The sequence below is a fragment of the Agrobacterium sp. LEGMi-208b genome, from assembly GCF_059511785.1.
Map to the genome: position 1 here is coordinate 957,010 of NZ_CM183446.1, position 14,681 is coordinate 971,690.

Annotated in this window: 12 protein-coding genes; 7 read left to right on the top strand and 5 right to left on the bottom strand. The window is 60.7% G+C overall.

Going from position 1 to position 14,681, the window contains the following annotated elements:
• The first annotated feature begins 33 nt into the window (after positions 1-33).
• The 7 genes from AC5YUO_RS19080 (at position 34) to AC5YUO_RS19110 (ending at position 7,829) form a co-directional block, all read left to right on the top strand.
• Complete coding sequence (locus tag AC5YUO_RS19080; RefSeq protein ID WP_496156357.1) at positions 34-1,044, top strand: ABC transporter permease; 1,011 nt, start codon at positions 34-36, stop codon at positions 1,042-1,044.
• Positions 1,041-1,886 (top strand): ABC transporter permease, encoded by an 846-nt coding sequence (locus AC5YUO_RS19085; protein WP_496156358.1) that lies wholly within the window; start codon positions 1,041-1,043, stop codon positions 1,884-1,886. Before AC5YUO_RS19080 ends, AC5YUO_RS19085 begins: the two co-directional genes overlap by 4 nt.
• The gene (locus AC5YUO_RS19090) at positions 1,865-3,583 is read left to right on the top strand and encodes a dipeptide ABC transporter ATP-binding protein (RefSeq protein ID WP_496156359.1); all 1,719 of its coding nucleotides are present in this window, start codon (positions 1,865-1,867) and stop codon (positions 3,581-3,583) included. Before AC5YUO_RS19085 ends, AC5YUO_RS19090 begins: the two co-directional genes overlap by 22 nt.
• Positions 3,580-4,713 (top strand): LLM class flavin-dependent oxidoreductase, encoded by a 1,134-nt coding sequence (locus tag AC5YUO_RS19095; protein WP_496156360.1) that lies wholly within the window; start codon positions 3,580-3,582, stop codon positions 4,711-4,713. Before AC5YUO_RS19090 ends, AC5YUO_RS19095 begins: the two co-directional genes overlap by 4 nt.
• A 108-nt stretch (positions 4,714-4,821) precedes the next feature.
• Entirely contained in the window at positions 4,822-5,925 is a 1,104-nt protein-coding gene (locus tag AC5YUO_RS19100) for an LLM class flavin-dependent oxidoreductase (RefSeq protein ID WP_496156361.1), read from the top strand.
• A gap of 114 nt (positions 5,926-6,039) precedes the next feature.
• Positions 6,040-7,221 (top strand): acyl-CoA dehydrogenase family protein, encoded by a 1,182-nt coding sequence (locus AC5YUO_RS19105; protein ID WP_496156362.1) that lies wholly within the window; start codon positions 6,040-6,042, stop codon positions 7,219-7,221.
• A 47-nt stretch (positions 7,222-7,268) separates the two neighbouring features.
• Positions 7,269-7,829, top strand: a complete 561-nt coding sequence (locus AC5YUO_RS19110) for an NAD(P)H-dependent oxidoreductase (protein WP_496156363.1) — start codon at positions 7,269-7,271, stop codon at positions 7,827-7,829.
• A 269-nt stretch (positions 7,830-8,098) separates the two neighbouring features.
• Here AC5YUO_RS19110 and AC5YUO_RS19115 read toward each other — a convergent pair whose 3' ends face one another.
• The 5 genes from AC5YUO_RS19115 to AC5YUO_RS19135 are packed head-to-tail and all read right to left on the bottom strand — an operon-like array spanning position 8,099 to position 14,672.
• Positions 8,099-9,421, bottom strand: coding sequence for an NtaA/DmoA family FMN-dependent monooxygenase (locus tag AC5YUO_RS19115; RefSeq protein ID WP_496156364.1), 1,323 nt, complete (start codon positions 9,419-9,421; stop codon positions 8,099-8,101).
• Positions 9,422-9,481: 60 nt separating this feature from the next.
• Positions 9,482-11,128 (bottom strand): dipeptide ABC transporter ATP-binding protein, encoded by a 1,647-nt coding sequence (locus AC5YUO_RS19120; RefSeq protein WP_496156365.1) that lies wholly within the window; start codon positions 11,126-11,128, stop codon positions 9,482-9,484.
• Positions 11,125-11,955, bottom strand: a complete 831-nt coding sequence (locus tag AC5YUO_RS19125) for an ABC transporter permease (protein WP_496156521.1) — start codon at positions 11,953-11,955, stop codon at positions 11,125-11,127. The genes AC5YUO_RS19120 and AC5YUO_RS19125 overlap by 4 nt, the downstream gene beginning before the upstream one ends.
• A 38-nt stretch (positions 11,956-11,993) precedes the next feature.
• Entirely contained in the window at positions 11,994-13,010 is a 1,017-nt protein-coding gene (locus tag AC5YUO_RS19130; protein ID WP_496156366.1) for an ABC transporter permease, read from the bottom strand.
• 39 nt (positions 13,011-13,049) lie between these two features.
• A complete protein-coding gene (locus AC5YUO_RS19135) occupies positions 13,050-14,672 on the bottom strand; it encodes an ABC transporter substrate-binding protein (protein ID WP_496156367.1) in 1,623 nt (540 codons plus the stop codon).
• Positions 14,673-14,681: the final 9 nt, after the last annotated feature.

Here is a 14,681-nt window from a genome sequence, read left to right on the forward strand (position 1 = left end):
GCACCCACCGAGTAACGTCAAGGAGGTGACGGCATGAGCAATGCCTACCTAACCTACGCCGCAAAGCGGCTCGGCCAGGCGATCGTCGTCATCCTTCTGGCCTATGTCTTCACCTTCGTGGTCGTCAGCGTTTTGCCCGGCGACCCGATCACCAGCGTTCTGCGCAACCCGCAGAACGGTTTCACCGAGCAGGAGATCGCCGAAATCATTGCTGCACAGGGGCTGGACAGGCCGATTATCGTGCAGCTCTGGCACTCCCTGTCGGCATTCCTGACGGGCGATCTCGGCATTTCCATGCGCTCCAATCGACCCGTCGCGACCCTGATCGCCGAGGTGCTGCCATCGACGCTGGTTTTGGCCTCCGCCGGGCTGACGGTCGCCTTGATCCTCGCCTTCGCCGTTGCCTATGGTACGCAGGTCGTGCCGAAACGATATGGGCAGGGATTGCTGCGGGCCTTCCCCTCGCTGTTCCTGTCGACACCCAATTTCGTCATCGGCCTGTTTCTGATCCACCTTTTCGGTTTTCAGCTCAGGCTGTTCCGGGTCATCGAACCCGACAGCTTCTGGGCGACGCTGTTTGCGGCGATCACCATCGGCATACCGTTTTCCGCACAGATCGCGGAAGTCCTGATCGCCAATCTCGATCATGAAGCGGAGCAGGATTACGCGGCGGTTGCCCGCAGCCGCGGCATCGGGCCGAAGCGACTTTTCACGACACATCTGCTCAAACCTGCCTCGCTACCGGTGGTGACCGTCATCGCCCTGACCGTGGGCGAACTTCTGGGCAATTCGCTGATCACGGAAACGGTGTTCGGCCGTACCGGTATCGGCAGTCTCGTACAGCGCTCCGTCAGCACGCAGGACTTACCCGTCCTGCAGGCCATCGTCTCGCTGGGAGCCGTGGTGTTCGTCGTCGTCAACCTCATCGCCGACCTTCTCTATCCGCTGCTCGATCCGCGGGTAAAAATTATCGTTGGCCGAAAACGCCGCCTGGCAACCATCGACGACGCGCCGCTAGGCCTTGAAACGGGGGCCAAACCATGAGCCTTATCTCCAGCCCGATCTCCGGTAGCAATCCGTTCGAGAAGCTGAAAGCTCTCAACATCACCGCAACGGTTGCCCTTTCCCTCCTCGTCATCGCCATCGTCGTCGCCTGGTCGATTGCGCCGCAACTGTTCACCAGCCAGAGCCCGATCAACGGCGTTCCGGCCGACAAGCTTCTTGCGCCGAGCTTTACGCACTGGTTCGGCACCGATCATCTCGGGCGCGATCTCTATACACGGGTGGTTTATGGCACAGCCTCATCCGTATCGAGCGCCCTGGTCGCGGTCGTGATCGGCGTCTTCATCGGTGGCGTGATCGGTTTGCTCGCCGGATTTTTCGGCGGCTGGGTGGATATCGTCTTTGCGCGTTTTGTCGACGTGCTGCTCTCCATCCCGAAGTTCCTGCTCGCGGTCATCATCGTCACGGCCATCGGCTTCGAAACGATCAATGCGGCGATTGCGACAGGCATATCGGCCATCGCCTTCTTCGCCCGCGTGGCGCGCTCCGAGGTCATCAAGACCCGTCAGGCGACCTTCGTGGAGGCGTCCTTTCTGCTGGGGGGCTCGCGCCGTTACATCGTTCTGAGACACGTCCTTCCAAACGCATCCCGCTCGATGCGGCCACTGGCCGTGCTTCAATTCGGCGAGTCCATCCTGGTGATCGCCAGCCTCGCCTTCCTCGGCTACGGCGACCCTCCGCCTTCTTCCGACTGGGGCCTGCTGATTTCAATCGGCAAGGACTACCTCAAATGGCCCTGGCTCGTTTATGCGCCCGCGTTCGTTACGATCGTGACCGTCCTCTCTGTCAACAGGATCAGCCGATGGCTTCGCAAATCGCATTGAAAACAGCGCCAATCCTTCCCGAGATCGTGGCAGCGTCTCCACAACACGCGACGCCCCTCCTCGCGGTCGAAAATCTTGCCGTTGCCTACGGGCGGCAGGAGGTCGTCCATAATGTCGGCTTCGAAATCGGGCGCGGCGAAAGCCTTGCCCTCATCGGAGAATCCGGTTCTGGAAAATCGACAATCGCGAAAGCCGTGCTGAGGCTTCTTCCCAACGGTGCAAACGCCACGGGCCAGGTCGTTTTCGACAGGCAGAACATTCTCGCATTGCCGGAACGCCGCTTCAGGCCGTTTCGCGGCCGTGAAATCGGCTTCGTGCCGCAGGATCCGGGCAACTCTCTCAATCCCGTGAGAACAATCGGTTCGCAGGCACTGGAGGCCGCAGCACTGACTGAAGAGGCCAATCCTGCCGTCCGCAAGACACTTATCCTCGACACATTCGCCAAGGTGGGTCTCGACAATCCGCAACGGGTCTACGATTCCTATCCACACCAGCTCTCTGGCGGGATGCTGCAGCGCGTGCTGATCGCGCTCGCAATATTGCCGCGCCCTGCACTGCTGGTGGCGGACGAGCCGACTTCGGCACTCGACGTCACGATCCAGAAGCGCATCCTCGATCTCCTCTCCCGCCTTCGCGACGAGCTGAACATCAGCCTGCTTCTCATTACCCACGATCTCGCAATAGCGGCAGAGAGGGCTGACAATCTCGTCGTTCTGAAGAATGGCATCGTGCAGGAAGCAGGCAGGACGTCGGCCGTTTTTTCCTCCCCCTCTTCACCCTATGCCAAAAAGCTCCATGGCGACGTGCCCGCGCTCAACCCGGAGCGTTATGCCAAATTCCGCGATCCGGGGTTCAGCCTTCTCGAAAGCGACAAATCGCCAAAGATCGCCGTCAGCGGCGTCACCAAGCGCTTCACCGTCGATGGCAAAACCCTGACGGCGGTGGACGATATTTCCTTTACGGTTCCGGCAGGCACGACCCATGCCCTTGTCGGCGAATCCGGTTCGGGCAAGACCACGACAATCCGTCTGCTGCTGGGGCTCGAAGAGCCGGAAAGCGGTACGATCACGGTTGCCGACGAGACCGTCACAAGCAAAAGCCGCGCTTCTCTGCGGTCGGTATGGCGGCATCTTCAACTGGTTTACCAGAACCCGTTTACATCACTCGACCCGACGTGGAAGGTGGGGCAGCTTGTGCGCGAACCGCTCGACCGGTTCGAGATCGGGACGCCGAAAGAGCGCTCCGAGCGGGTACGGGAAGCGCTCGCGAATGTCGGCTTGAGCGAGCACCTCTTGGAGCGCAAACCGTCGGCCCTCTCCGGCGGGCAGCGTCAGCGTGTGGCAATCGCCCGTTCGCTGGTCCTCAAACCGGATGTGATCGTGCTTGACGAACCCACCTCCGCTCTCGATGTCAGCGTTCAGGCGGATATCGTCGAGGTTCTGCTGTCGCTGCAGGCGAAGCTCGGCCTGACCTATGTTTTCGTTTCGCATGACCTGGCTCTCGTCCGGCAACTTGCGCATAGCGTTTCGGTGATGCAGCGGGGACGCATTGTCGAGCATGGAACCGTCACCGAGATTTTCGGCAATCCGCGACACGAATATACCGCGTCGCTGCTGAACTCCATCCCGTCGGGCATTGCCGGGACGGTTCGCGTTCCCGCGGTCCGGCACGCTCTGCGCAAGGAGCAACTCGCATGAATATTGCAGCAGCTTCCCGCGACCTTCCCGCGTTGTTTCGGCCGAAGCAGCGGCTTGGCTTCAATACGCGGGTGTCGTTCAACGACGATGACGGTCCGGCACAGGGGCTGCGACAGGGCATAGAATTGTTCAGGCAGGCGGAAAGGCTGGGTTATCAGTCAGGCTGGGCCTATCAGCGTCATTTCGATCACTATCTTTCTTCGCCGTTACCCTTCTTTGCCGCAGTCGGCCAGCATACGCGGCACATCACCCTTGGCTCCGCCGTCATTCCGATGCGTTATCAGGAACCAATCCTCCTGGCTGAGGCGGCGGGAACGACCGACCTTTTGATCGACGGCCGGCTTGAACTTGCCATTTCGACCGGAGCCAACGGTGCCTTCGATGCCGTTTTCGGAACCGTCGATACCGATGCCCGGACAGAGGCAAAGCGACGCCAATCGCGTTTCCTCGCCGCCATTGCCGGCGATGTTCTGCACATCGTTACGGGGCAGGACACAGGCGCGCCTGCGGGAGCCGAGTTACGGGTGACCCCACATAGCCCCACCCTGCGCAGCCGTATCCGCCAAGGCTCCGCCAGCCTCGATTCAGCGATCCAGGCTGCCGAACTCGGGATCGGCCTGATTTCAGGAACCGTCCTTCACGATCAGGCCGAAGGCGAGACTTTCGGCCAATATCAGGCGCGGATCATCGAAGCCTATCGCACCCACTGGCTGCGCATCTGGAAAACGACGCCGCCGCCGGTCGCGGTTGCAGCTTCCGTTCTGGTCGGCACCACCCCGGAGCTGCGGGAGAAATACGCGGCCTACGATCTTGAGCGCCGCACGGCGGGAATTGCCGCCTCGCGCCCGAAGGGTGCGCTGGCTCCCGCCAGCCAGCCGGTTGGCGCGCTGATTTCTCCTGTCTTTCAAGGGACGCCGGATGCGGTCATAGAGGCGGTTTTGAGCGACCCGGGACTGGCGGCCGCAGATGAACTCGTCCTGTTTCTGCCTCCCGCTTTCGGACTGTCCGAAAACATAAGATTGCTCACCGATCTTGCGACGACGGTTGCCCCCTCTCTGGGGTGGAGACCTACTCCGCATCACGACGAGCCGGAACAAGCGGCAATGCAGGCTTCTAGACCACCAGCATAGTCAGGCAATATTTTCTACATTTTCCATAGAAATAGAAAGACCTGTCTTCCTCATATGCCATGCCGGCTTTAGCTTTTACCCGACACCCAGAAACACCAAGGAGCTCCCATGGCTGCGGAATTCATCAGCGTCAGCTTTCCCAACGCGTCCAATGATCTGAACCCCATCCCGGATGCTCCGGTCGATCCACTCTTCCTCGAACGTTATGCGCGTGCGCTGGACGATTACGGGTTCAACTACACGCTCATTCCCTATTCCTCCTCCTCATTCGATCCCTTCACTTTGGGCGCGACGGTGCTTGCGCATACGAAGCACATCAAGATCATCGTCGCGCTCCGGCCCAACACCGTTTATCCAACGGTTGCGGCCAAATCGCTCGCCACGCTCGACCAGTTGAGCGGCGGTCGCGTGGTCGTCCACTTCATCGCGGGCGGCAGCGACGAGGAGCAGGCGCGCGAGGGGGATTTCCTCAACAAGGAAGAGCGTTACGAACGTCAGGAAGAATATATCCGCATTCTCCGCCTTGCCTGGACGTCGACCGAACCCTTCGATTTCGACGGCAAATATTACCAGTTCAAGCAGTTTCGCAGCGCCGTGCGTCCCACCAACGGCCTGATCCCGATTTCGCTCGGCGGCTCCTCGGATGCCGCCTATCGTATCGGCGGCTCACTGTGCGACATTTTCGGCCTCTGGGGCGAACCGCTGGCTGAAACCAAACAGCAGATCGACCGTATCTATGCCGAGGCCGCAAAGGCAGGCCGGACCGATCGTCCGCGCATCTGGGTTACCTTCCGGCCAATTGTGGCTGAAACGGACGAACTGGCCTGGGATAAGGCGCACAGGGTTCTCGACCGTCTGAACGAGAACCGCCAGAAGGGTCTTTCTCGCGCGCCGGTCAACGCAACGCCCCCCGCCAATATCGGCTCCCAGCGCCTGCTCGATATCGCCAAACGCGGCGATGTCCATGACCGCGCCCTCTGGTATCCGACCGTCACCGCCACCAATGCAAGCGGCGCAACAACCGCTCTGGTCGGGTCACCGCGTACAATCGCCGATTCCATTCTCGACTATATCGATCTCGGCGCCGATCTGATTTCGATCCGTGGCTACGACAATTATAACGATGCCGTCGACTACGGACGATATATCCTGCCCCTCGTTCGCGAGGGTATTCGCGAACGCGAAGAGGCAAAGAAGAAGGCAGCCGCCTGATCACGGCAGTCCGGCTACGCCATCGGACAGACCCACCTCTTCTTTCAAGACCGGGATCATCCACGCCCGTAACGGATGATCCCGCCCGCCGACCTTCAGAAAGCCACTATCCGCATGTCCCATGATCCCATCGCACTTGACGCCGCCGTGCGCGTCCTTTCCGAAGCCGCACCGGATGCGGATCAGACCGGTCAGTTTCCCTGGACCGGTATTCGCGCCGTTCACCAGGCTGGACTTCTCGAGAGCACCGTGGCCACGCGTTACGGCGGCCCGGGGGGAACCTTGAGCACCGCGGCCCATATTCTGGCGTCGCTGGGACGCGGCGATCCCTCTGTGGCGCTCATCAGCGCGATGACGATTTTCACCCATCTGGGACAGGCGACAAAGGACCATTGGCCCGACGGGCTTTACAGGGATCTTCTTTCCAGGGCCAAACACCAGCCATTGCTGCTGAACGCCGCCCGTGTGGAGCCCGAACTGGGCTCGCCGGCCCGCGGCGGATTGCCGGCCACACGTGCGCACCGGACAGCGAATGGCTGGTCGATCACGGGCCGCAAGCGCTTCGTAACGGGCGCGCACGGCCTCACGCACTTCCTCGTCTGGGCGCACACCGACGAGGCTCAGGCTCGGGTCGGCACCTTCGTCGTGCCCAACGGCCTGCCCGGCATCGAGATCATAGAGAACTGGAAGAGCCTCGGAATGCGGGCGACCGGTTCGCACGACGTCGAATATACCGAGGTTGAAATCCCGGCAGAAAACGTGCTCGAACTCGTTGACCCCTCCGTTGCCCAGCAGGACAATCGCGGCCACGCGGCGATGACCCTTGCGCTGACTGCAATTTATCTGGGCGCGGCCGAAGCCGCTCAGGAAGCGTTCATTCGTTTCGCGCATGAACGTGTGCCTGCCAATCTGGGCCATCCCATTGCGCGGACAGAACGTTTTGTCACGCTTTCGGGTGAGATCGACCTTCTGGTTTCCGGCGCCCGGCAGATCATCTTTGGCGCGCTCGCAAACCATATCGGCGATGCCGAACACCTGATAAGGGCCCGGCTTCTCGCTGGCAGGCAAATCCGGGAAGCCGTCCAGATCGCCGTTCGCGGCATCGGCAATCCCGGCCTCAACGCCGATCTCGGCCTTGAGCGGCATTTCCGGGATATCCAGTCGGTTCTCGTCCATGCGCCCCAGGAGGACACCTCCGTCGCCATTCTCGGACGTGCCGCATTCGAGCGCTGGAAAACGGGCGAGAACGAGCGATCGGCGCATCCGGCCAGCCTGTCAATCCTGAAGACGGCTTGAGGTGCGTTGGCGCCGCGTTTCCCCAATATCACTCGAAAGAACGTTCAATGAGCAACAATCTGATCGTCGGTTTCTCCGGCAACACATCGCGCCCATCAAGCACGAAACGCTTTGTCGAAAGCGTCAGCGAAGCGCTGGCCGGACAACTGGGCCTGCGGCACCAGGTTTTCGACATTGAGGACATAGGGGCATCGCTGAGTTCTGCACGATCCGTAGCCGATCTGGACGTGAACGCGCGGCGGGTTGTTCAGACGATCATTGAGGCCGAAGCTCTGGTGATCGGCTCACCGACCTACAAGGGAAGCTATACGGGCCTCTTTAAACATGTCATCGATCTTCTCGACCCCGCCGACCTCAGAGGTAAACCGATCATCCTGACGGCAACCGGCGGCGGAGACCGGCATTCGCTTGTGGTGGAGCATCAGCTCAGACCACTATTTGCGTTTTTCGAAGCCTTCGTCACACCGACCGCAATCTACACCTCTGGCCGGGATTACATAGAAGGGCAGCTTTCTCCCTTTATAGACGCGCGGGTAAATCAGGCAATCGCAGAAGCCGCCCTGCTCGTCAAAGCTCGTTCTGGAAGCGTAACAATCGCCGCAGAATAATTGGACAAGGGATGCCTTTGCCGCGCCACCGTTGCAACACCGGTCACGGCGAACAGCAGGCTGCGCTTCATTCCCCGGTCGTCTCAATGGGCCAGACTTATTTGAAACTCGATTATTTCAGTGGGGCAAGCTGACTAGCTTTGTGCCAAGTGATTTTGCGCAAAAAAAATAGCTCCGGGGGCCCCAGAGCTATTTGATATCATTCGTGTCCGGTTTCTAGACCGCGCCTCAATGGCTGATAGCGCCGCCTCACGATTTGCCGTTCGTACCTAAGCGATGCGCGTCCCGGCCAACTCACCCGAGAGTGAAAACGCCGGAAGCTGCAGATTGGCGCGGAAGTCGTCGCCCACATAATCCGTATCGATTATGGCACGGCGGCGCAGTTCCGGCAGAAGTCCGTTGACCAGTAGGTCTTCCTGCTCGGGATTGCCAAATCCGTGAAGGGAGAGCACGTCGAGAATTTCCGCCCGATAGCGTTCTTCAATAGCGTCGGCGAGTTTTTCAGGCGTGCCCGCCACCGACCAGTGCCCCGTTTCCTGGGCCTGAATAATAAGCTCCCGCAATGACAGACCCTGTTTGGCGTAACGGCGGAAAACTTCCACCCGACCGCGCCGGCGGTTGATGCTTGTCACGTCGGGCAGCAGTGTATCCGGCAGAGGCTGATCGAGCGGCAACCCGGACAGGTCGATGTCGCCGCCCAGCATATCTGCGAGTTTGAGGCGACCTTGCTCATAGTCGATGCGCTCGTGCTTTTCCTTCAGCCGACGCGCGACATCCGCATCCGACTCGCCGATGACCGAATGGAAGGAATTCATGATGAAAGGCAGGCCGCCGGCACGGCCGAAAGCCGTTGCGCGGCGGCGCAGTTCTGTCGCGAAGGTGACGGCATCTTCGAAACGCGGCTGCGACGTGTAGACAACCTCGGCGTAACGGGCGCCAACGGTAACCCCCGCTTCCGACTGGCCGGCCTGAAACAGCACGGCCCGGCCCTGTGGCAGCGGCGGTACATTGAGCGGTCCCTGCACGCTGAAATATCGTCCCTTATAGTCGATCGGGTGGAATTTGGCGGGATCCACAGCAACCGCGCCGGAGGCTTTGCGCTGGGCCGCATCCCGCTCATTGGCATCGTAAAGGGCGTTGACGATTTCGATGAACTCGGCCGCGCGCTCATAACGTTCCTCCGGGCTCGGCAGTAGCTCACCGAAATTCTCCTCGCCGACCGAAGAGGTAACCGCGTTCCAACCGGCTCGGCCGCCGCTGAGATGGTCCAGCGTGCCGATCTGGCGCGCAAGATTAAAGGGATGGTGGAACGTGGTGGAGATCGTCGCAATCAAACCGATCCGCGACGTCGCCTGACTGAGCGCCGACAAGGTCACGATCGGTTCCTGAATGCCGGCCGTGCCAGCCAGTCCGGCGGGATCGATATGGAGAAGGTCGGCGGTGAACAGCCCGGTGATTTTCTCGGCTTCGGCCTTTTTCGCCAGCTCAACGGCGCGTTTGATACCGGTCGTTGCAGTGGGGTCGTTCGATGCCGCAATCACGCTGCTGGCACCGGTGAGCGTTTTCAGACGTCGGGGGCGGGTAAGCGCCATGATCGTTTCCTCTTCAATATCACGTCGTGTTTTTTGCCGGCTGGTGGACAGCCGGCGGATTTATGCAAGCGCGGGAACGGCATCGATCAGTTTTCGCGTGTAGCCGTGCCGGGGAGCGGAGAATACCTCGCCAACCTCGCCGCTTTCGACGATCCTGCCGTCCTTCATCACGAGCACCCGGTCCGTCAGGTGGCGCACAACGCCGAGATCATGGGAGATGAACAGCAGCGACGTGCCGGAGGCCGCCTGGAGTTCCGCGAGAAGATCGAGAACCTGGGCCTGGACGGAAACGTCGAGCGCGCTCACCGGCTCGTCGGCGACCAGAAGGCGCGGGCGCGGGGCGAACGCTCTGGCAATGGCCACACGCTGGCGCTGGCCACCGGAAAGCTCGCGGGGATAACGGGTGAGAAAGTCGCCGCCCAGCCGGACGGCTTCGAGAACCTCCAGCACACGATCCCGGCGCTCGGCACCGCGAAGGCCAGTGACATCGAGGCTCTCGCCAACGATCTTTTCGACCGTATAACGCGGATCAAACGAACTGAAGGCATCCTGGGCAATCAGCTGCATGCTGCTGCGACGGGATTTGCGCAGGCTCTCGGCAATATTGCTCCATGGCTGCCCCTCGATAAAAACCTCGCCATGTTCGGGTTCAACAAGCCCCAGAACCATTTTGGCCACGGTGGTTTTTCCGGAACCGGATTCGCCCACGATACCGAGTGCTTCCCCTGCAGAAAGATCGAAGGATACATCGTTGACGACAGGCGCATTTTCCGGCCCGCCATAGTGCTTGACGAGATTGTGCACGGAAAGCACGTGCTTGCCCGGATGAACGGTCCGGGGCGGCAGCGGCACACGTTGCGAAATGGGCGTTTCGCCGCCGTCAACCGGCAGCGGCACCGCTGCCGAAAGCCGATATCCCTTCGATCCGGCCGATGGCACGGCATCGAGGAGTTGACGCGTATAGGGATGTTTCGGCTGGCGCAGCAACTCTTGCGTTGCCCCCTCCTCGACGATACGACCTTCATTCATCACGAGAACCCGGTCGGCAAGGCGCGAAACCACCGCCAGATCATGGCTGATCAACAGCAGGGTGTGCCCGGCTTTCCGGCGTTCGGCCAGGAGGTCGAGTATCTGCTTCTGCACCGTCGCATCGAGCGCAGTGGTCGGCTCATCGGCTATCAGCAGCGACGGGTTTCTGGCGATCGCCGTTGCGATCAGGGCGCGCTGCCGCAATCCGCCCGAGAGCTGATGCGGATATTGACGCAACCTCCGAACGGGATCGGGAATGCCGACCGATTGCAACAGCGCGTGACTGTCGAAATCAACCGGGGCCAGGGCAAACAGTGTCCGGCGACCTGCAGCATCCGAAAGCTGCTGCGAAATACGGCGCAGCGGATCGAGCGAGACCAGCGCATCCTGCAAGACGAAGCCAATCTTCCGCCCGCGAAGACGTCGCCAGTCGCCTTCGCGATGGCCGAGCACATTTTCTCCTGCTATCTCGAATCTGTCCGCGGTCACCTTGGCGGTATGTCCGGCAAGCCCGATCAAGGAGCGGGCCGTGACCGATTTTCCCGAACCGGATTCCCCGACAAGCGCGACAGTCTCGCCGCGGTGAATGGTGAGATTGATCCCGTGCACAACGGCATTCTCACCATCCCCGCGCGGAAAACCGATCTTCAGATTGCGCACTTCCACCAGCGGCGTCATGCCTGTCTCCTGCCTTCAAATGCGAGCTGCCAGCGTTTTCCAAGAATGCTGATGGCGATGACGGTGAGCGTGATGGCAAGGCCCGGCCAGATGCCGATCCACCACGCCACACGCAGATAATTGCGCGCCTCCGCCAGCATTGCGCCCCATTCGGGTGTCGGCGGCTGCGGCCCCATGCCCAGAAAGCTGAGGCCCGCCGCCTGAATGATGGTCGAGCCGAGGCCGATCGTCGCCAGGATGGGAACCTGCGCTATCGCGTGTGGCAGAACGTGCCGGGCGACCAGGGTGAAGCGGCTGAGGCCAAAGGTTTTCGCCTGCTCAACATAACCGCTTCTCGCAATGACGAAGGTCTGCGCGCGCACGACCCGGGCAAAACGCGGGACGGAGGCAACGCCGAGCGCGAAGATCAGATTGACGGTTCCCGGCCCGGTAAAGGAGATCAGCACCAGCGCCAGCAGCAGATCCGGAAACGACGATACGACATCGAGAAACCGCGATATGAGTTCGTCGACCGCACCGCGTGCCAGACCGGCGACAAGCCCGAGAAAGGAACCGGCCAGCGCGGCGATGGCGATGGCGCTGATCCCGATCAGGATCGAATAGCGTGCGCCATAGACCACCCGCGAAAAGACATCGCGGCCCAGATGATCAGTCCCGAACCAATGTTCGATCGACGGCGGCAGTTGCGCCTGCAACGGGTCCGCCAGCAAGGGATCGGCGGCAGTCACAAAATGCGGCCAGATGGTCGCTGTCGCCACGAGAAGCAAGAACAGCGATGGAAGCGTCAGCCCCGGCCTTGCAAGCAGCGCCGATACGACCTGCCGCAGACGGCCGGTTGCGGAGAGCGACGCCTCGTGGGAAATGCTCACGACCCCGCCCTCCCGCCCTCATTGCGCAATCTGGGATCGAGCAGCAGATAAAGAATGTCCACCAGGGTGCTCATCGCCACATAGATCAGTGCAGACAGGATGGCGACCGCCAGCACGACCGGCATATCGTGCGAAAGAACGGCATCAACCGTGATCCGCCCGAGCCCGGGGCGTCCGAACACCGCTTCCGTGATGACGGCACCGGAGAGGAGATTACCGACCAGCCAGCCGGCGAGGGTCACGGTCGGCAGCGCGGCATGGCGCAGACCGTGACGCAGCCTGAGGACAAGATTGCTGGCGCCCCAGCTACGAACGGTCAGCGCGAAAGGTTCCTCAAGCGCGCGCTCCAGACCTTCCCGCAGCACCTGGCCGAGGACGGCCCCAAGCGACAGGCCCAGCGACAAGGCCGGAAGCACCAGCGCCGAAAGGTTTCGGTCTCCGGAGACCGGGAAAATCTTGAACGTAAAAGAAAAAACGTAAAGCAGCAGGATACCCAGCCAGAATGTCGGCGTGGAGATCAGCGTCAGTTCAAGACCGCCCGCAATGCTGCGCGAGACGGGTTTGCCGGCGGTGAAAACGGCGCTCGCAACCGCAAAGACGATCGCAACCGCAAGAGCCGCGGCGGTCAGCTTCAGTGTCGGCAACATCTGCGTTGCAACGAGGTTCGATATATCGGTCTGCAGGATATAGGAACGCCCGAAATCGCCGTGCAGCAATCGCGTCAGATAAGCGAGATATTGCTCGAAAATGGACTGATCCAGTCCCCACTCGGCACGGATGGCCGCCTCGATTTCGGGTGTGCGGATCTGTTCGCCGATCAGCAGGCTGACAATATCGCCGGGCGCAAGCTGGATGCTGATGAAACTCAGCGTCACCGCCGCCCACAGCACGAGTATGCCTGAGCCGATGCGCCCGAGAACCTGAAGCGGCAGGCCGCTTCGTCGCCGGAGGCGTCCACGACGGAAAAGGGACGCCGGCACCTGGCCCAGCGATGTCACGTTGTCAGCGGTCATGGCGTCCACCCTTCGTTGTTGTTTCAGCAGCCGGGCAAGTTACTCGCTGCGCCATAGGTCATAGGCATTTTCCGGCAATTGCTTGAACGGCCGGAAGGTGATGCCCTTCACGTAACTTGCGGCGGCGACCTGGTCTTCGGGCTCATAGAGCGGAATGGCATAAGCCTGATCGAGGATCGCAAAACGCTGCAGCTTCGCGTAAATCTCGAAACGTTTTTTCTGGTCGAGGGTCGATGCCGCCTCGTTCAGCCATTGCGCCAGCTCCGGTGCCTCGGCCCGGCTGTAGTTGATGGTGCCGCCCTTCTGAAGCGGCAGGTAATGATATTCGATGTCGATCGCATCCGTCGGCGTGTTGGAATTGGCAATCGACCCGAACTGACCGGTCTTGCGGCGATCGGTATAGGTCCCGGCATCGACATAGTTGATGGCAAGATCGATACCAGCCACCTGCCGCGCCTGCGCCTGCAACGCCTGCAGCAGAACGTCGCGCTGGTCACGCACCGTGGCCTGCGCCTGCACGACATCGATGGTCAGCCGCTTGCCGTCCTTGGTGCGGAAGCCTTCCCCGTCCTTTTCGCTCCAGCCGGCTTCATCCAGCAGCCTGTTGGCCAGGGCTGCATCTGCGCCATAGGTCTTCTCTATGCTCTTGTCATAGAATTGCGGATCGATTGGCGAGGTGATGCCCCAGGCGCGCGTGCGTTCGCCGCGATAAACAGCCTGCAGAATCCTGTCGATATCGAGCGAGGCGAGGAGCGCCTTGCGCACCTTCACATCCTGCGTCGGACCCCAGGTGACATTGAGGAAAAGCGAGTATGGCGTGCCGGTATTGAGCGCCGTCTGATAGGTGAAGTCCGCATTGTCCTTGAAGAGAGCGGCGTCGTTGCCCGAAATCCCTTCGATCACGTCAAGCTGTCCGGACGTCAGGGCACCGGTCCTTACCGATGATTCCGGAAGGAACCGGTAGGTTATCTGGTCGAGATAGGCTGGACCCTGATGTTTGGCGGTCTTTGGCGCCCAATTATAAGCCGGGTTCTTTTCGAACTGGATTTCCTGGCCTTTTACATAACGCTTGAGAATGAAAGGACCGGTTCCGGCAACCTCCGGCCCGCCAGACTTGATTTGTGACGACGAAAAAGCAGCCGGCGACAGGATTTCGAGGCCGGCGACATAATCGAGGAAGGGTGCGTATATGTCTTTCAGCGTGAAGGATACGGTATGGCTATCGACAGCCTTCAACTCGGCTATGCGTGAAACCGGGCCGGCGCTGACGCTGGTGGAATAGGCGGGATCCTTGAGTTTCTCGAAATTGGCGATGACCGCCTGCGCGTCGAGTTTCTGGCCATCGGTGAAGGTAACATCGTCGCGCAACTTGAACGTATAGGTCCTGCCATCTTCGGAAATGCTGTAGCCCGTTGCGAGCCAGGGTACATATCCACCGTCCGCCGTGCGCGCCAGCAACGATTCATAGGCATTTCGCAGCAAAAGCTTGGTCTTGTCCTGGCCGTTCAGTTGCGGATTGAGCGTCGCCGGTTCGGTCTCCACACCCCAGGTCAATGTGCCGCCACTGACCGGCTTGGCATCTTCCGCCAGGGAAAGGACCGGGAAGGCAGAGATTGCCAGCAACGCGGTGCCAGCAATGACGAACTGTCTGCGATTGAGCATGCTTAAACT